General features: G+C 61.5%; 16 protein-coding genes and 1 pseudogene. 13 read left to right on the forward strand and 4 right to left on the reverse strand.

Annotation, left to right across the window (positions count from 1 at the left end; genetic code table 11):
* Positions 1–212 precede the first annotated feature (212 nt).
* Positions 213–686: a DUF721 domain-containing protein gene (locus tag ACOYXG_RS20630; RefSeq protein ID WP_027612521.1), complete on the forward strand. Its 474-nt coding sequence runs from the start codon at positions 213–215 to the stop codon at positions 684–686.
* Positions 687–794: 108 nt separating this feature from the next.
* Here ACOYXG_RS20630 and ACOYXG_RS20635 read toward each other — a convergent pair whose 3' ends face one another.
* Complete coding sequence (locus tag ACOYXG_RS20635) at positions 795–2,282, reverse strand: helicase HerA-like domain-containing protein (protein WP_096795099.1); 1,488 nt, start codon at positions 2,280–2,282, stop codon at positions 795–797.
* A gap of 185 nt (positions 2,283–2,467) precedes the next feature.
* On the opposite strand from ACOYXG_RS20635, the pseudogene ACOYXG_RS20640 reads away from it, so the two are divergent.
* The 5 genes and pseudogenes from ACOYXG_RS20640 to ACOYXG_RS20660 all read left to right on the forward strand — a co-directional run.
* A pseudogene (locus tag ACOYXG_RS20640) lies at positions 2,468–3,499 on the forward strand (HAMP domain-containing protein); the annotation flags it as partial.
* 93 nt (positions 3,500–3,592) lie between these two features.
* Entirely contained in the window at positions 3,593–4,357 is a 765-nt protein-coding gene (locus ACOYXG_RS20645; RefSeq protein ID WP_460358520.1) for a methyl-accepting chemotaxis protein, read from the forward strand.
* A gap of 488 nt (positions 4,358–4,845) precedes the next feature.
* Entirely contained in the window at positions 4,846–5,937 is a 1,092-nt protein-coding gene (locus ACOYXG_RS20650) for a glycosyltransferase family 4 protein (RefSeq protein ID WP_460358523.1), read from the forward strand.
* Entirely contained in the window at positions 5,930–6,706 is a 777-nt protein-coding gene (locus ACOYXG_RS20655) for a DUF2334 domain-containing protein (protein WP_460353694.1), read from the forward strand. The genes ACOYXG_RS20650 and ACOYXG_RS20655 overlap by 8 nt, the downstream gene beginning before the upstream one ends.
* On the forward strand, positions 6,703–7,722 hold the full coding sequence (locus ACOYXG_RS20660; RefSeq protein ID WP_027612516.1) for a lysylphosphatidylglycerol synthase transmembrane domain-containing protein: 1,020 nt from the start codon (positions 6,703–6,705) through the stop codon (positions 7,720–7,722). The genes ACOYXG_RS20655 and ACOYXG_RS20660 overlap by 4 nt, the downstream gene beginning before the upstream one ends.
* Here ACOYXG_RS20660 and ACOYXG_RS20665 read toward each other — a convergent pair.
* Both ACOYXG_RS20665 and purU read right to left on the reverse strand, forming a co-directional pair.
* Positions 7,685–7,861 (reverse strand): hypothetical protein, encoded by a 177-nt coding sequence (locus ACOYXG_RS20665; RefSeq protein ID WP_460353697.1) that lies wholly within the window; start codon positions 7,859–7,861, stop codon positions 7,685–7,687. The two genes, ACOYXG_RS20660 and ACOYXG_RS20665, sit on opposite strands and share 38 nt — an antisense overlap.
* 88 nt (positions 7,862–7,949) lie before the next feature.
* Entirely contained in the window at positions 7,950–8,798 is an 849-nt protein-coding gene (purU, locus tag ACOYXG_RS20670) for a formyltetrahydrofolate deformylase (RefSeq protein ID WP_003227580.1), read from the reverse strand.
* A 338-nt stretch (positions 8,799–9,136) separates the two neighbouring features.
* Between purU and mvaT the strand changes: the two genes are divergently transcribed.
* Positions 9,137–9,514, forward strand: a complete 378-nt coding sequence (gene mvaT, locus ACOYXG_RS20675; protein ID WP_003227581.1) for a histone-like nucleoid-structuring protein MvaT — start codon at positions 9,137–9,139, stop codon at positions 9,512–9,514.
* 103 nt (positions 9,515–9,617) lie between these two features.
* Here the strand turns inward: mvaT and sbcB are convergent, their stop codons facing one another.
* Positions 9,618–11,048: an exodeoxyribonuclease I gene (gene sbcB / locus ACOYXG_RS20680; RefSeq protein WP_139054318.1), complete on the reverse strand. Its 1,431-nt coding sequence runs from the start codon at positions 11,046–11,048 to the stop codon at positions 9,618–9,620.
* A 181-nt stretch (positions 11,049–11,229) separates the two neighbouring features.
* Here sbcB and ACOYXG_RS20685 point away from each other — a divergent pair, with 181 nt between their 5' ends.
* Genes ACOYXG_RS20685 through ACOYXG_RS20710 form a run of 6 tightly spaced genes read left to right on the forward strand, consistent with a single transcriptional unit; the run spans position 11,230 to position 17,949 of the window.
* Complete coding sequence (locus ACOYXG_RS20685; RefSeq protein ID WP_027612514.1) at positions 11,230–11,955, forward strand: RDD family protein; 726 nt, start codon at positions 11,230–11,232, stop codon at positions 11,953–11,955.
* Positions 11,952–12,929, forward strand: a complete 978-nt coding sequence (locus tag ACOYXG_RS20690) for a stage II sporulation protein M (RefSeq protein ID WP_460353702.1) — start codon at positions 11,952–11,954, stop codon at positions 12,927–12,929. The genes ACOYXG_RS20685 and ACOYXG_RS20690 overlap by 4 nt, the downstream gene beginning before the upstream one ends.
* Positions 12,916–14,463, forward strand: a complete 1,548-nt coding sequence (locus tag ACOYXG_RS20695; RefSeq protein WP_460353705.1) for a DUF4129 domain-containing protein — start codon at positions 12,916–12,918, stop codon at positions 14,461–14,463. Before ACOYXG_RS20690 ends, ACOYXG_RS20695 begins: the two co-directional genes overlap by 14 nt.
* Positions 14,460–15,623 carry a DUF4350 domain-containing protein gene (locus tag ACOYXG_RS20700; protein ID WP_460353708.1) on the forward strand — a complete coding sequence of 388 codons (1,164 nt, stop codon included), beginning with the start codon at positions 14,460–14,462 and terminating at the stop codon, positions 15,621–15,623. Before ACOYXG_RS20695 ends, ACOYXG_RS20700 begins: the two co-directional genes overlap by 4 nt.
* Positions 15,620–16,621 carry an AAA family ATPase gene (locus ACOYXG_RS20705; protein ID WP_460353710.1) on the forward strand — a complete coding sequence of 334 codons (1,002 nt, stop codon included), beginning with the start codon at positions 15,620–15,622 and terminating at the stop codon, positions 16,619–16,621. The genes ACOYXG_RS20700 and ACOYXG_RS20705 overlap by 4 nt, the downstream gene beginning before the upstream one ends.
* Positions 16,618–17,949 carry a DUF58 domain-containing protein gene (locus ACOYXG_RS20710; RefSeq protein WP_225136122.1) on the forward strand — a complete coding sequence of 444 codons (1,332 nt, stop codon included), beginning with the start codon at positions 16,618–16,620 and terminating at the stop codon, positions 17,947–17,949. The genes ACOYXG_RS20705 and ACOYXG_RS20710 overlap by 4 nt, the downstream gene beginning before the upstream one ends.
* The last annotated feature ends 155 nt before the right edge of the window (positions 17,950–18,104 follow it).

Genomic DNA, 18,104 nt, shown 5'->3' on the forward strand with positions numbered 1-18,104 from the left:
AAACGGTGGTGAGGAAAGTGGCGATATTCCACGATGCTGGCACTGCGCTTTGACGGGGCTCACTTAAAATAAGGGCGTTTTGCTCAACTTCAACCCATCAAGGCAAGAAGTTAGTTGTTGATTTAATGGGTAAAGCAGGGACAAAAGCAATGGGCGAGTGGTTCCGTTGCTTTCTGCTAACATGGCGCTTCTGTTACTTCAGGTGTTCGATCATGGCATTTCGCCCCCTTACAGCCAGAGCGCCCGCCGTTCTGCTACGCGAAGCCAAGCCGCTCAAAGCCATTCTTGGTCATGCCCAACGCCTCGCTCATCTGCAACGCCTGCTTGAAAGCCAGCTGCAACCTGCCGCCCGCGCACATTGTCATGTGGCCAAGTGGCGTGAAGGCGAACTGTCGCTGGTGGTCACCGACGGCCATTGGGCGACACGCCTGCGCTACCAGCAAAAACGCCTGCAACGGCAATTGCAGCTGTTCGAAGAGTTCGCCAACCTGACGCGAATCAAATTCAGTGTGCGACCACCGATCGTCCAGCCTGGGGCTGTCGGGCACACGATGGACCTGTCGAGTAATGCCGCAGCAACCATTCAGTCCACGGCGGACGGGATCAGCGATCCGGGACTGCGCGCGGCGCTTGAGCGTCTGGCGGCGCACGCAAAGACAAAACCTGATATCAATTCAAAAAACTGACATTTATCCGATGTGAGAGCGGGCTTGCTCGCGAAGGCGTCCTTTCAGTCAACATTATTGTTGACTGGCAGACCGCTTTCGCGAGCAAGCCCGCTCCCACAGTTTGGATCAACGCCGTTTGCTGCCACCGAGCAACGACCCCATCAAGCCGCGCACCAGTTGTTTACCCAGATTGTTGGCCGCCTGACGCATGGCTGACTTCAACGCCTGCCCCGCCGCCGTGCCCAGAAACTCTCCGGCACGATCAGCCAGGCTCGGCTCTTCGGCTGCCGGCTTACCCGCTGGCGCATCCGCCTCCGGCGCCAGATCCTTGCGGCCCATCAGGATTTCATATGCCGACTCACGATCAATCGGCTTGTCATAACGCCCCTTGAACGGCGACCCGGCGATCAGCATCGTGCGTTCGGTTTCGCTCAACGGCCCGATCCGCGACTGTGGCGGCGCCACCAGCACCCGCTGGACCATCTCCGGCGTGCCTTTTTCCTGCAGCGTCCCGACCAGTGCTTCACCGATGCCCAGCTCGGTCAGTACCGACAAGGTGTCGAACGCCGGATTTGGCCGGAAGCCATCAGCTACCGCTCGCAGGGATTTCTGTTCCTTGGCGGTGAACGCACGCAAGCCGTGCTGAATCCGCAGGCCAAGTTGCGCGAGCACGTCGTCCGGCAGGTCGCCCGGCGACTGGGTGACGAAATACACGCCGACACCTTTCGAGCGGATCAGCCGCACCACCTGTTCCAGACGCTCCTGCAACGCCTTGGGCGTATCGCCGAACAACAAATGCGCTTCATCGAAGAACAGCGCCAGCAGCGGTTTGTCGGCATCGCCGCGCTCCGGCAATTGCTCGAACAGCTCGGCCAGCAGCCACAGCAGGAACGTCGCGTAGACCTTCGGTGCCTCATGCACCAGACGGCTGGCATCGAGCAAATGAATCCGCCCACGACCATCGGCGGCCGGTTGCAGAATGTCTTCCAGTTGCAGCGCCGGTTCGCCGAACAAGGCTTCAGCGCCCTGCTGCTCCAGAGTCGCCAGCCGACGCAACAGTGCCTGGCTGGAACCGGTGGTCATCAGCGCCGCGTCTTCGCCGAGCAGTTGCGGGTTGTCCTTGAGGTGATTGAGCAGCGCCTTGAGGTCTTTCAGGTCGAGCAGCAACAGGCCTTCGCGATCGGCCACTTTAAACGCCGCGTACAGCGCCGACTGCTGGCTGTCGGTCAGTTCCAGCAGGCTGCCGATCAGCAACGGACCCATTTCACTCAACGTGGTGCGCAACGGATGACCGGATTCCCCGTGAATGTCCCACAGCGTCACCGGATAAGCCTGCGGCTTGTGGTCGAGCCAGGGCATCCCGGCGATGCGCTCGGCGACTTTGCCCTGCGGATTGCCGGCGGCGCCCAGGCCGCACAGATCGCCCTTGATGTCGGCGGCGAACACCGCGACCCCGGCGTCACTGAATGCTTCGGCAAGGCGTTGCAAAGTCACGGTCTTGCCGGTGCCGGTCGCACCGGCGATCAGCCCGTGGCGGTTAGCCAGGCGCATGGCCTGAGCAATCGGTTGCCCCGCCAGATCGGCGCCGATAACGAGTTGCGATGTGTCAGGCATTTTGTCACCTATGGTTAATCTTTAATCCGTTGTGGCCGATAGCTAAGGGCGAGAACCTGACTGAAAAGTCGGTCGGACATTTCCCTAAGGAGAGTCGGAAATATCAGTTGTTTCACCCTTGCCCATTTTGCGCGTCTTTATAAAAGCACGCCCAGGACATTAAGACCTTAGCGGAACCCCAAGCCATGAACAAAAACCTGCGCTTCAGCCATAAAATTTTGCTTGCCGCCGCCCTCATCGTCATCGCCGCTTTCGCCTCGTTTACGCTGTACAACGATTGGCTGCAACGCAACGCGATCCGCGATGACCTGAACAACTATCTCAACGAGATGGGCGAAGTCACCGCCGATAACATCCAGACCTGGCTCAACGGGCGCATTCTGCTGGTCGAGAACGCCGCGCAGAACATCGCCATCAACCCGGACCCGGCCAACGTCGCCAGCCTGCTGGAACAGAAATCCCTGACCTCGACGTTCATGGCCACTTACCTGGGCGATGCCACCGGTCACTTCACCATCCGTCCGGACGTGAAGATGCCGGACGGTTTCGATCCTCGGGTGCGCCCTTGGTATAAAGGGGCCGAGAGCAGCAGCGCGTCGACCCTGACCGAACCGTACATCGACGCCGCCACCGGCCAGTTGATCATCTCCATCGCCACCGCCTCGAAAAAGGCCGGTCAGAGCGTCGGCGTGGTGGGCGGCGACCTGAGCCTGCAAACTCTGGTCGACACCCTGACTGCGCGAGACTTCTCCGGCATGGGCTACGCCTTCCTGGTCAGCGCCGACGGCAAGATCCTGGTGCACCCGGACAAGGCACTGGTGATGAAATCACTGAAAGAAGCCTATCCGCAGGACACCCCGCGCATCAGCAGCGATTTCAGTGAAATCACCGTCGATGGCAAGACTCGCATCGTCAGCTTCGCGCCGATCAAAGGCCTGCCGTCGGTCAACTGGTACATCGGGCTGTCGGTGGACAAGGACAAAGCCTTCTCGATGCTCAGCGAGTTCCGCACCTCGGCGGTGATTGCCACGGTGATTGCGGTGGTGCTCATCATCGCGTTGCTGGGCATGCTGATTCGCCTGCTGATCCAGCCGCTGCACGTCATGACCCGCGCCATGGAAGACATCGCCGACGGTGAGGGCGACCTGACCAAGCGCCTGACCATCGTCAATAACGATGAGTTTGGCGTGCTGGGTACCGCATTCAACCGTTTCGTCGAGCGTATTCACGGCTCGATCCGCGAAGTGTCGTCGGCCACCGGCCAGGTCAACGAGGTTGCGCTGCGCGTGGTCGCGGCGTCCAACTCGTCGATGTACAACTCCGACCAGCAAGCCTCGCGCACCAGCAGCGTCGCCGCCGCGATCAATCAACTGGGCGCCGCCGCCCACGAAATCGCCCGCAACGCCGCGCAAGCCTCGAACCAGGCCAGTGACGCCCGCGGCCTCGCCGAAGACGGCCAGCAAGTGGTGGATCGCAGCATCAAGGCGATGAATCAACTGTCGAGCATGCTCAGCGCCTCCAGCACCAACATCGAGTCGCTGAACAGCAAAACCGTGAACATCGGGCAGATCCTCGAAGTGATCACCAGCATCTCCCAGCAGACCAACCTGCTGGCGCTCAATGCCGCCATCGAAGCGGCGCGTGCCGGTGAGGCCGGACGCGGTTTTGCCGTGGTCGCCGACGAAGTGCGCAACCTGGCGCACCGCACTCAGGAATCGGCGCAGCAGGTGCAAACCATGATCGAGGAGCTGCAGGTCGGCGCCCGTGAATCGGTGAGCACCATGAGCGACAGCCAGCGCCACAGCCAGGACAGCGTGGAAATCGCCAACCTCGCCGGCGAACGCCTCAACAGCGTGACCCAGCGTATCGGCGAAATCGACGGAATGAACCAGTCGGTGGCAACAGCGACCGAGGAGCAGACCGCGGTGGTGGAATCCATCAACGTCGACATCACCGAGATCAATACGCTGAACCAGGAAGGCGTCGAGAACCTGCAGGCGACGTTGCGAGCCTGTTCGGATCTGGAGCAGCAGGCTTCGCGCCTGAAGCAGCTGGTCGGCAGTTTCCGCATCTAAATCGCTGCCACGGGCCTCTTCGCGAGCAGGCTCGCTCCCACATCGGATCTGTGTCGTTTGCAGATACCTGTGGGAGCGGGCTTGCTCGCGAAGGCATCCTGACAAACACCACAACACCTCCCTGACACTCCCACCGCGCAGATCGCCGACATCCCCCCTGTTCTCCCACATTGGCTCTGTGTCATCTGCAGATCCCTGTGGGAGCGGGCTTGCTCGCGAAGGCATCCTGACAAACACCACAACACCTCCCTGACACTCCCACCGCGCAGATCGCCGACATCCCCTCATGTTCTCCCACATGGGATCTGTGTCGTTTGCAGATCCCCGTGGGAGCGGGCTTGCTCGCGAAGGCATCCTGACAAACACCACAACACCTCCCTGACACTCCCACCGCGCAATCCCGACCGAACATCTATTCTGGATAAAGGTCAACCAAGGGAGTGCAACGCAGCGGAGGGTTGATCACAGTGCATATCGCCGACATCACCATGTTCTACGCCCCGGCCAGCGGCGGCGTACGCACCTATCTGGATGCCAAGCATCGCCGGTTGGGGGGCAAAACGGGCATTCGTCATAGCCTGCTGATTCCCGGCGCGCATTTCGGTGAAAACGATGGTATCTACACCGTGCCCGCACCCGCCCTACCCTTCGGCAAAGGCTATCGCTTCCCGCTGCGCCTCGCGCCATGGCGCAATGTCCTGCAGGGTTTGCAGCCGGATCTGATCGAAGTCGGCGACCCGTACCTCACCGCGTGGGCGGCGCTGGACGCGCGACGGCAACTGGACGTGCCGGTGATCGGCTTTTATCACTCGGACCTGCCGCTACTGGTCGGCAATCGCATGGGCCATTGGGTCACGCCGAACGTCGAGGCGTACGTCACCAAGCTCTATGGCAACTTCGATCGAGTGCTGGCGCCCAGCCAGGTGATGGCCGACAAGCTCACTGGTCTGGGAGTGCGCAATGTATTCGTGCAGCCATTGGGCGTGGATCTGCAAACCTTTCACCCTGACGCCCGCGACAACGGCCTGCGCGCCGAACTGGGAATTGCCGAAGACACTCGTCTGCTGATCTTTGCCGGGCGCGGTTCCAAAGAGAAGAACCTGCCAGTGCTGCTCAAATGCATGCAGCGCCTCGGCCCACGCTATCACCTGCTGCTGGTTGGCTCGTCGATGCCGGCCGTGGTTCCGGACAATGTCAGCGTGATCGACGGGTTCTGTCCCGCCGCCACCGTGGCCCGGTTGATGGCCAGCGCCGACGCCCTGATCCATGCCGGTGACCAGGAAACCTTTGGCCTGGTGATCCTTGAAGCCATGGCCTGCGGGATTCCGGTGGTCGCGGTGGCGGCCGGGGCGTTTGAAGAGATTGTCGCCGACGACTGCGGCTTGCTCTGTGCGCCGAACAACCCACAAGCCATGGCCAATGCCGTGCGCGAGCTGTTCAGTCGCGGCTGCGTGAAACTCGGCCAACAGGCGCGGCAACACGTCGAACGGCGTTATTCCTGGGACAGCGTGGTCGACAGCCTGCTCGGCCATTACCACGCGGTGCTCGGTCACTCTCTGCCCAGGGTGGCCAATGGCTGATTCCTTGAATGACCGCGCAGTGCTGCTGGTGCTGCACGACGTGGCGCCGTCGACGTGGGCGGATTATCGGCCGTTTGTCGAGGCGGTCGACGCAATGGGCGGCGTGCCGATGACCTGGCTGGTTGTTCCGGATTTCCATGGCCACGATGCGCTTGAGGATCATCCCGCGTTTTGCCGAATGCTCGGCGAGCGGCTGGCCCGTGGCGATGAACTGGCCTTGCACGGCTATTACCATGACGACCGCGAGCCAGCGCCAGCCACACCCCGCGACTGGTTCATGCGCCGAATCTACACCCACGAAGGGGAGTTTTATCGCCTGTCCCGCGAAGCCGCCCTGGCGCGACTGCGCGACGGCATCGAACTGTTCCGGCGCAATGGCTGGCCGTTGCACGGCTTTGTCGCCCCGGCCTGGTTGATGAGCGAGGGCACGCGCCAGGCCCTTCGCGAAACGCCATTGAGCTACACCAGCGACCCGCAACATCTTTATCAATTACCGGATTTCACCGCCATCAACGCCCCGGGTCTGGTGTGGAGTGCGCGCAGCGCCTGGCGCCGGGGTCTGTCAAAACTCGTCAGCGAGCAACGCGAACAGCAGTGGCGCGACGCCGCGGTGATTCGTCTAGGCTTGCACCCGGTAGACATGCGCCACGCCTTCGCGCGTGATTACTGGCTACGAACCCTTGAACGGCTGCTGGCAGAAGGACGCACGCCCATGACCAAAATCGACTGGCTCGCCGAGCAACGCGAGCGAATGGAGCGCGCTGCATGAGTCGCGGCATTGTGTTGTTGATCGGCCTGCTCGCTGCTGTACTGATCCCGGTGTTGCTCGGCGGCGGCGAGATCGGTGCGCGCCTGCAAAATTTCCCCCTGCACTGGCTGCTGATCATGTTCGGCATGATTCTGCTCTGCTGGGGCATCAACACCCTGCGTCTGCGCCTGCTGCTGGGTGATCAGCGCGATCAGGTAACGCCGCTGAAAAGTCTCGGCGTGGTCATGGCCGCCGAGTTCGCCTACTGCGCCACTCCCGGCGGCAGTGGCGGACCGCTGACGATCATGGCGTTGCTGGCGCGCTGCGGCGTACGCCCGGCCCGTGGCAGCGCAGTGTTTGCCATGGATCAGTTGAGCGATCTGCTGTTCTTTCTCTGCGCCCTGAGCGGCATCCTGATTTACGCGTTGTTTCAGCATCTCAGTGACCGCCTGGAGTGGTTGCTGATGGTCAGCGCCGTGTCACTGTTCGGTGGGCTGTTCAGTTGCGTGCTGCTGGCGCGCTACCACCGCCGCCTGATCCTTCTGAGCGGACGCCTGCTTGCCCGCCTCAACGTGCAACCGGCCACGCGTCGGCGCTGGGCGCGCAAGCTGCTGCATTTTCTCGACGCGTTTATCGACACCCTCAAGTTGCCGTGGCAAACCCTGGTCAAGGTGTTCGCCCTGACCTGCATGCACTGGCTGCTACGCTACAGCGTGTTGTATCTGGCCCTGCGCGGACTGGGCGCGGATCTGCAGTGGGCCTGGAGTTTTCTGGTGCAGATGCTATCGCTGGGGGCTGGTCAAATGAGCCTGTTGCCCGGTGGTGCGGGCGCCGCAGAGCTGACCTCGGCGGCGCTGCTGGCGCCGATGGTCGGCAAATCCACTGCGGCGGCAGCGATTCTGATCTGGCGGGTGGTGACGTTCTATTTCTATCTGGTGGTGGGTGGCCCGGTGTTTCTATTGATGCTGGGGCGGCCGCTGCTCAAGAAGCTGCTGAAGATCAGGCAGGCTTCTCAGGTTCGTCCGCCCGCTCCTTGAGCTGCTCCCACAGCTCGGCGGCGCCGGGAAACTCGGTGCCGTCTTCCGGGCTCAGGTCATCCGGGTCGTAGCGGCTCAAACAGCCCTCCCCCACGGTGGCGGGCGCTTTCGAAGTGGCTTTGTCCAATGGGTCGCTCACGGGCAGTTCCTCAAGGGCTGAAACGAAAAAAGGGCCTGGGACGATTGAACGCCCAGGCCCTTCTTTATTCAAGTACGCGCAGGTTCGATCAGAACACCACGGTCTTGTTGCCGTGCACCAGCACACGGTCTTCGAGGTGATAACGCAAGCCTCGGGCCAACACCATCTTCTCGACGTCACGGCCGAAACGCACCATGTCTTCGATACTGTCGCTGTGGCTGACACGCACCACGTCCTGCTCGATGATCGGACCGGCGTCCAGCTCTTCGGTCACGTAGTGGCAAGTCGCGCCGATCAGCTTCACGCCGCGCAACGACGCCTGATGGTACGGCTTGGCGCCGACGAACGACGGCAGGAAGCTGTGGTGAATGTTGATCACCTTGTGCGCGTATTCGCGGCACAGCGCCGGCGGCAGGATCTGCATGTAGCGCGCCAGCACCACCACTTCGGCATCGTGCTGTTTGACCAGACGCGAGACTTCGGCGAACGCCGGCTCCTTGTCCTGCGGATTGACCGGGACATGGTAATAAGGAATGCCGTGCCACTCGACCATGCTGCGCAGGTCATTGTGGTTGGAAATCACGCAGGAGATTTCGCAATCGAGCTCGTCGCTGTGCCAGCGGTGCAGCAAGTCGGCCAGGCAGTGGGATTCGCGGCTGGCCATCAGCACCACGCGTTTCTTCTGCTCGGTGTCGGTGATGCGCCAGTCCATCGAGAACTCTTCGGCGATCGGCGCAAACTTCTCGCGCAGCACTTCAATACCGAACGGCAGCGAATCGGCGCGGATCTCGTGACGCATGAAGAACCAACCGTTCTGATTATCCGAGTGGTGGCTCGCTTCGGTGATCCAGCCGTTGTGGGATGCCAGAAAGTTACTGACTTTGGCAACGATGCCAACGCGGTCAGGGCAGGAAATCACCAACCGAAAGGTGCGCATGGGGGGAAAACTCCAGAACTTCGCAAAGGCGGCCATTCTAGCGACTGTGCGCGGAAACTGCAGTATTGATGACCACATGTCCGCAGGCAGGCCCGATTAGCGACGCCTGACGCCACGCGCGGCGAAACGATAGTCCTGCAGTGAAGCTGTTCGGCCAGATAATTGTGAATATTCGTGATGACTGCATCACATTATTTAAATGACCATTCAATTTACCGGTTATTCCTTGCAACTAATTCAAATAAAAAAACCGGTTAAATGTTTACTTGATGAAACAGCCTGACTATTATTGCGGCACTGTCCCCTGCCATTCAACACATCTGCATAAGGTAGTTACCATGTCCTTGATCAACGAATATCGCGCCACCGAAGAAGCAATCAAAGAGCTGCAAGCGCGTTTGAAGAACCTGTCGCAAGACGACAAACTGCAAGCCGAGCTGGAATTCGAAGGCAAACTGCGCACCCTGATGGGCGAATACTCCAAGTCCCTGCGCGACATCATCGCCCTGCTGGATCCGGAATCGAAAACCAAAGGCACCCGTGGCGCCGCAGTAAAAACTACCGGCACCAAGCGCGCGCGCAAAGTTAAACAATACAAAAACCCGCATAACGGCGAAGTCATCGAAACCAAAGGTGGCAACCACAAGACTCTGAAAGAGTGGAAAGCCAAGTGGGGCGGTGACGTGGTTGAAGGCTGGGCTACCCTGCTGGGCTAAGCCGCAACGCCTGTCGCAGACTGATTCTGCGGCCCATGAAAAACGCCAGCATACGCTGGCGTTTTTTTATGCCCGGCATTTCATGGGCACACTATGTTCGATTTCAAAGATTCAAACGTTTGCGCAATGCCTGGACATAATTCTGCCACTCATTGAGCACTTGATTCTGTATCGGCGTAGCACTAAGCGCCCATTGCTGCGCGGCCTCGGCAAAAGATTGCAGGGTATTAGGCGCGCCCATTTGCGGCTCGGACAAACGCTGCTGACAGAATATTCTCCAGCGTTCTTGCTCCTCAAAATTCAACGTGTCGGGAAAGTTGCGTGCGCGATATCGAAAGAGTAATTCCGGCAGACGTTCATCATCGAACGGCCAGTGCTCTTGCGCTAATTGCGCCGGATCCGCCGTTCTCACTTGCTCGCATAGACGCCGATCGCGATCACCGATAAATCCATCGTACAACTGCTGTTCCGGATCTTCGCTGGGCGTGAAGTCTTCGCTGGCGTAAATCGCCGCGACTTTATCTTTCCAAACTTGTTGTGCGTCACTTAGCCGCAGTGCACGTGCCTGATACAGCGCCATGTCCAGGCCCAGACGCTGCTGATCGTCGGCACGCAACACCGACAACGGCGCCACCACCGGGCAGCGATTGATGTGAATCAGTTTCAGCGGCACCGGCAGTTCACCCTCGGCGAGGTCGTCGCGGCGGGTGTACAGGCGCCGGCGCAGGGTTTCGGCGTCCAGGTCCAGCAAGCCTTGCGGATCAAGGTGCAGGTCACAGACGATCAGCGCATTGCGATTGCGCGGATGCCAGGCCAATGGCAGCACCACACCGACATAGTGCCGCGCCGCCGAGAAGCGTCCGGAGATATGCACCAGCGGTTGCAGCAGGCGAATCTGATCCATGACCTTCTGTTTGCTGCGCAATTGAAACAGCCAGTCATACAACTTCGGCTGTTTCTCGCGGATCAACCGCGCCAGCGCAATGGTGGCGCGCACGTCCGAGAGCGCTTCGTGCGCATGCCCATGGTCGATGTGGTTGGCCGCCGTCAGGCGTTCGAGCTTGAGGGTGACCTTGCCTTCGTCGTCGGTCGGCCAGACCAGGCCATCCGGGCGCAACGCATACGCGGCGCGCACCACATCGATCAGGTCCCAGCGACTGTTGCCGCCTTGCCATTCACGGGCGTACGGGTCGAAAAAATTGCGGTACAGGCTGTAGCGGGTCATCTCGTCGTCGAAACGCAAGGTGTTGTAACCCGCACCGCAAGTGCCGGGCGCCGCCAGTTGCGCGTGTACGCGGGTCATGAAGTCGGCTTCGCTCAAACCCTGTTCGGCGAGACAGCTCGGGGTGATACCGGTAATGGCGCACGCCGCCGGGTGCGGCAGGATGTCTTCGCTGGGCTGGCAGTAGAGGTTGACCGGTTCGTCGATTTCATTGAGGTCGTGGTCGGTGCGAATCCCGGCGACCTGCAGCGGACGGTCGTTGCGCGGATTGATGCCGGTGGTCTCGTAGTCGTACCAGAAGATTGAAGTCACGGGCGGTTCCTGAACTGAAGATCGGCAAAGTCTAGGCGTTGAACCGCGGTCGCGGCCAGCGCTGTGTCATTCAACCACCGCGCATCACACGATGTGCAATACATAGTTATGTCGTTTTCCCCCAAGAGGCTGCTAGCATCGGACCGACTTCGCATCCCGATCCGGCCCCATCAGGTAGCCCATGCTCGAGAACACAGCACTGCCACGGAAAGCACCGCTGAAACCGCCACTCGATACCCGCTATCAAGTGGAAACCCCGGAAGGCATCGACCTGCCGCTGCGCCCGGCCGGTCTGATGGTGCGCAGCCTCGCTTTCGGCATCGACCTGGGCATTCGCGGGGCCATCCTCGGCGTGCTGTTTCTGCTGCTGGCGTTTCTCGGCCAGCTCGGCATGGGCCTGGGTTCGCTGCTGCTGTTTGCCGTCAGCTGGTGGTACATGGTGCTTTTCGAAGTGTTGCGTCAGGGCCGTTCGCCGGGCAAGCAATGGATGGGCCTGCGGGTGATCCACGATGACGGCACACCGATCGGCTGGTCGGCCTCGCTGCTGCGTAACCTGCTGCGTTTTGTCGATCTGCTGCCGTTCGGTTATTTCCTCGGCGCCATCAGTTGCCTGCAACACCCGACCTTCAAACGCCTGGGCGACATCGCAGCCGGCACGCTGGTGGTCTACAGCGAACGCGCCCTGCTCCGCCCGCAGTTACCTGACGCCCAGCCACGCAGCTCGCCCGTGCCGCTCAACCTCGGCGAACAACGCGCCTTGCTCGCCTTCGCCGAACGTCAGGCTGAACTGTCGCCGGCGCGGGTCAATGAGCTGGCCGCGCTGCTCGCCCAACCGCTGCACATCTCGGCGCCCAAAGCGGTCAGCGAACTCAATGGCATCGCCCGCGGCTTGTTGGGTCCGACATGAAGCAGAGTCTTTTCGAAGCTCGTCACAAGGCCGAATGGGAGCGCTTCACCCTGGCCCTCGAACGCCTCGAACATGGCAAGGACACCTCGCAGGCAGCCAGTTTCCCCAAGGCTTATCGACGCCTCTGCCAGCATCTGGCGCTGGCGCAGGAGCGCGGTTACAGCAGTTTTCTGATCGACTCGCTGCAACAACTGGTGTTGCGCGGCCACCAGCAGCTGTATCGGCACCGCAGTCGATTCGGCGCCAACCTGCTGGGTTTCATCCTCGCTGACTTTCCTCGACTGGTGCGTGCCGAATGGCCGTTTGTGCTGGCCGCTGGTCTGATGTTTTTCGGCAGCCTGATCGGCTTTGCCTTGCTGGTGTATGCCTTTCCCGAACTGATCTACAACCTGATCCCCGCCGAACAGGTGCGCGACATGCAGAGCATGTACGACCCGGTGGCCGGGCACCTCGGGCGCTCGGCCGAACGGGCGGCCAGCGAAGACTGGGTGATGTTCGGCTATTACGTGATGCACAACATTGGCATCGCCTTTCAGACTTTCGCCAGCGGTTTGCTGCTGGGCGTCGGTAGCGCGTTCTTCCTGTTCTATAACAGCTTGATCATCGGCGCGGTGGCCGGGCACCTGACCGAAATCGGTTTTGGCCAGACGTTCTGGTCGTTCGTGATCGGCCACGGCGCCTTCGAGCTGAGCGCCATTGCCCTGGCGGGCGCGGCGGGGCTAAAGCTCGGCTGGGCAGTGATTGCACCGGGACGGCTGACCCGTGGTGAAGCACTGGTGGAGGCGGCGCGCAAAAGCGTGCTGCTGGTGTGTGGGGTCATGCTGTTCCTGCTGATCGCAGCGTTCATCGAAGCGTATTGGTCGTCGAAGACCGGGGTCACACCGCCGATCAAATATGCGGTCGGTGCCGCATTGTGGCTCGCAGTAGCGGCCTATCTGCTGTTCGCCGGAAGGACACGCCATGCGCCTGAGTGATGCCACCGTGGCGATCCGTCCGCGCAGCACCTGGGAAGCCATGGACCTGGGCGTGCTCATGAGCCAGCAGCATCGACGCCTGCTGATGACCAGTTGGGCCATCGTCACCCTGCCGCTGTTCGCCGTGCTGACGTTGTTGCTATGGGATTCGCCGTCGCTGGCGGTATTCATTTTCTGGTGGCTGAAACCGGCGTACGAACGCCTGCCGCTGTACATCCTGTCCAAAGCCCTGTTCGGCGAAACACCGACACTGAAACAGGCCCTGCGCGAATTTCCACGGTTGCTCAAGCCGCAACTGCTGGCCAGCCTGACCTGGCGCCGGCTGAGCCTGAGTCGCAGCTTTTTGCTGCCGGTGGTGCAACTCGAAGGTCTCGACGGCACGGACCGTCAGCAACGCTTGCAGGTGTTGCTGCAACGCAATGCCGGCGCCGCGCAATGGCTGACGATCATCGGCATGCACCTGGAGACCGCACTGTGGATCGGCCTGATGGTGCTGTTCTACATGTTGCTGCCACAGCAGATTGAAACTGACTGGGACTGGCAATCGCTGATCCTCGACGCCGATCACCACTGGCGTTGGCTGGAGCACCTGACCAACGCCTTCTACGCGCTGGTGCTGGTGGTCTGGGAACCGATTTATGTCGCCTGCGGTTTCAGCCTGTATCTGAACCGGCGCACCGCACTGGAGGCGTGGGACATCGAGCTGGTGTTCCGCCGTTTACGCCAACGCCTGAACAGCAGCGCTCTGGGTTTGCTGTTGGCGGTCTGTCTTTTGCTGCCGGCGGTGCCACCCGTATGGGCTGCAGCCGATCCCGCCAGCGCACCGGAGGCACCCCGCCTGTTGCACCAACCGCTGACCAGTCAGGCCGCGCACGACAGCATCAAGGCGCTACTCGAACAACCGCCGTTCAAGAACAAGGAAAGCGTGACCCGCTATCGCTTTGGCGACGATCCGGCAGCCCCGTCCGAGGACAAACCCGGCGAGGCACCGCAATGGCTGAAAACCCTGCTCGGCTGGCTGGACAGTCAGCGCTTCAATGCGCTGGCCGGCCTGATTGAAGTGTTGTTGTGGGGAGCGTTGATCGCCGCTGTGGGCTGGCTGATCTGGCGCTATCGCGAGTTCCTGCGCACCTTCGTCAGCCGTCGGCCGAAGCTGCCCGCCCGCATCAGGCCACCTGCGCCGCAACAAGCATTTGGCCTGGACCTGAACCCGCAATCCTTGCCCGACGACATCGCCGCCAGTGCCGAACAACTCTGGCACACCCAGCCGCGCGCCGCGCTGGGCTTGCTGTATCGCGGATTGCTCAGCCGTCTGCTGCACGATTTTGCCCTGACTTTGAAACCCGCCGACACCGAGCATCAAGTGCTATTGCGGATCGAGCAACTGCAGCGCCCTGAGCTGCTGGCGTTCAGTCGCACCCTGACACAGCACTGGCAGAACATGGCCTACGGGCACCGCGTACCGGCGGCACATCTGCAACAGGAACTGTGTGACGGCTGGCGTGCCCTGTTCGGCTCGGGAGCGCGCGCTTGAACCGGCGCAACGCGTGGCTGCTCGGCGGGCTGATCGTCGCCCTGCTCGCGGCGTTGAGCGTTTATCTGTACCTCAAGGCGCGGCCCTATCAGGAAGTGATCGATCACGGCCCCTCGCCCCAGGCGCAGGCCAATCCTTATCTGGCGGCAGAACTGTTTTTGCGCGAGCGCGGCCTCAACGTCAGCCACGCCGAAACGCTGGCGGTGCTGCCCGACATCGATCCGCGTCGGCACACCCTGCTGTTGTTCGGCGAACGTTCGCGCATGACCCCGCGGCAGGTCGATCAGGTGTTGAACTGGGCCCGCGCCGGTGGGCGCCTGGTGTTCGTGGCCGAAGCGCTGTGGGACAAGCAGGCCAGACAAAGCGATGATCTGTTGCTGGATCGGGTGCAGTTGCACCAGTCCCTGAGCAAGGACCTCAAGGAGCCGCCGGCGGAGCTGGCCGATGATCCGTACCCGAACCTGACCAAACTCTATCTGGAAGATGAGGACGCTCCCGCCTACGCCGGTTTCGACACCGCGTTCCATCTGGACGACCCGAAGAATCTCGCCCAGGCCTGGGCCAACAGCGCCAAGGCCACGCACATGATGCAACTGCCGTACGGCCTCGGCTCGATCACCGTGGTCACCGATGCCGAACTGTGGAAAACCCCGGCCATCAGCAAGCACGACAACGCCTGGCTGCTCTGGTACCTGAGCGCCGACACCGACGTCACGCTGATTTTCAACACCGCACACGATGGTCTGCTGACCTTGCTCTGGCGTTACTTCCCGCAAGCCATCGTCGCCCTGCTGGCACTGATCGGCCTCGGCCTGTGGCACGTTGCTATGCGCCATGGACCACTGCAGGCACCCACCCCGAGTGGCCGCCGGCAGTTGCAGGAACACCTGCGCGCCAGTGCCGATTTCATCCTGCGCCACAACGGTCAGCACACGCTGTTGCAAGCCCTGCAACAGGACGTGCTGCGCCGCGCCCGCCGCCGCTATCCCGGCTTCGACCAATTGAACGTGGCCGAGCAATGGCTGGTGCTGTCGCGCCTGACCCGACAGCCGACCCGCGCCATCAGTCAGGCCCTCAGCCCGGTGCCGAAACAGCGCATGAGCAGCGCCGATTTCAGTCGCCAGGTGGCCCACCTGCAAACCTTGAGGAACACGCTATGAGTGAACAGATCGAGCCCGGTAGCGCCAGCCACACCGCCCAGCAACGCCAGCGTGCCAGCCAGTTGGCGCAAGCGCTGCGCGGAGAATTGCAGAAGGCCCTGATCGGCCAGAACAGCGTGATCGACGATGTGCTGACCGCGCTGATCGCCGGCGGTCACGTGCTGCTTGAGGGCGTTCCGGGGCTGGGCAAGACCTTGCTGGTGCGGGCGCTGGCGCGGTGCTTCGGCGGCGAGTTCGCGCGCATCCAGTTCACCCCGGACTTGATGCCCAGCGACGTCACCGGCCACGCGGTGTACGACCTGCACACCGAGCAGTTCAAGCTGCGCAGGGGGCCGCTGTTCACCAACCTGCTGCTGGCCGACGAGATCAACCGTGCACCGGCGAAAACCCAGGCGGCACTGCTCGAAGCGATGCAGGAGCGCCAGGTCACCCTCGAAGGTCGGGCGCTGCCGATCGCCCAGCCGTTCATGGTGCTCGCCACCCAGAATCCGATCGAGCAGGAAGGCACTTATCCACTGCCGGAGGCCGAACTTGACCGCTTCATGCTCAAAGTGCGCATGGACTACCCGGAGGCCGAGCAAGAGCTGAACATGGTGCGTCAGGTCAGCCGCTCGACCCGCGCCGACATGCTCGACGTGCAGCCGTTGCGCACGGTCCTGCAAGCCAAGGACGTGCAGGCCTTGCAACGCATCGCCAGTGACCTGCCGATCGACGATCAGGTGCTCGATTACGCGGTGCGACTGGCGCGCAGCACCCGCTCCTGGCCCGGCCTGACCCTCGGCGCCGGGCCGCGTGCCTCGATTGCGCTGGTGCGCTGCGCCCGCGCCCGTGCGTTGCTGCGCGGCGGCGAGTTCGTGATTCCCGATGACATCAAGGGTTGCGCGCTCTCGGTGCTGCGCCATCGGGTGCGAGTGGCGCCGGAGCTGGACATCGAAGGTCTGCAGGTCGATCAGGTGCTGCAACAATTGCTCGACCAAGTGCCGGCGCCGCGCCTGTGAAACCGTCACGCCTGCTGCTGATCTGGCTCGCGATTCTGCTGGCCGTCGGCACGCTGCTGGGCACGCTGCAAGCCCTCGACATCGACGTGCCCGCCACGCTGTTGTCGATCAACTGGGGCTTGCTCCTGGCCCTGCTGGTGCTGGCGATCATCGATGCGCTGCGCCTGAACAACCTGCCCTCGCCGCGCATCCAGCGGCAGATGCCCGGCAGCCTGGCACTCGGCCGTTGGAGCGAGGTGCGGCTGCAGCTCAGCCATGACTTCAATGAGCCGGTCGCGGTGGAGATTTTCGACCACGTGCCACAGGGCCTGAGCTTCGAAAACCTGCCGCTGGCGATTGAACTGCAACCCGGGCAATTCAGCGCGGTCGGCTACCGTCTGCGCCCGCTCAAGCGCGGGCACTTCAGCTTCGAACAGTGCGAGATCAACCTGCCCAGCCCGTTCGGTCTGTGGACAGGCAAACGCCTGCTCGCCGTGAGCGGCGAGATCCGCGTCTACCCGGACTTCGCAAAGCTCTACGGTGGGCAGTTGCTGGCGGTGGACAACTGGCTCAGCCAGCTCGGTGTGCGCCAGCGCCAGCGTCGCGGGCAGGGTCAGGAATTTCATCAGTTGCGCGAATTTCGCGAAGGCGACAGCCTGCGCCAGATCGACTGGAAAGCCACCGCCCGCCAGCGCACGCCGATTGCCCGCGAGTATGAAGACGAGCGTGATCAACAGATCATGTTCATGCTCGATTGCGGGCGGCAAATGCGCAGCCAGGATGGCGAGCTGTCGCATTTCGACCATGCGCTGAATGCGTGTCTGCTGCTGAGCCATGTCGCGCTGCGTCAGGGCGATGCGGTGGGATTGAGTACATTTGCAGACGATCAACCGCGATATCTAGCTCCGGTAAAAGGCAGCGGGCAACTCAACGTCCTGCTCAACACGGTCTACGATCTGGCGAGTAGCCAACGTCCGGCGGACTATCAGGCAGCCATTCGGCAACTACTAACACGTCAGAAACGACGGGCACTGGTCATCCTTATGACCAACCTGCAGGATGAGGACCATGGCGAACTGACCAACGCAGTCCAACACCTGAGCCGCCAGCATCAAGTGTTAGTGGTCAGCCTGCGCGAAGAAACGCTCGACCAAATGCGCCAAGACTCGGTACAAACCCTTCCTGAAGCATTGGCCTATTGCGGCGCAGTGGATTACCTAAACGCTAGGGCCGAACTGAATGAGCGCCTGATGGCTCATGGCACACCTGTGCTGGATGTCCCTACCAGTAAGCTAAACACTGAACTAGTGTCAATTTACTTAAGCTGGAAGAAAGCTGGAGCCCTATAGACATTGTAGATTTCACGCCGGCGGGGTGTTTCAAATTGGCAAGCGGGTGTAGATTTCTTAATAAGAAATACCGCTGCTAAAAGGGCTTTTCCATTGATCGGTATCTCACTCCACTTATTTAAAGGAGTGCCAGTCCGCTCCTTGAGGCGGCCCAT

The organism is Pseudomonas sp. G3-39 (assembly GCF_054790485.1).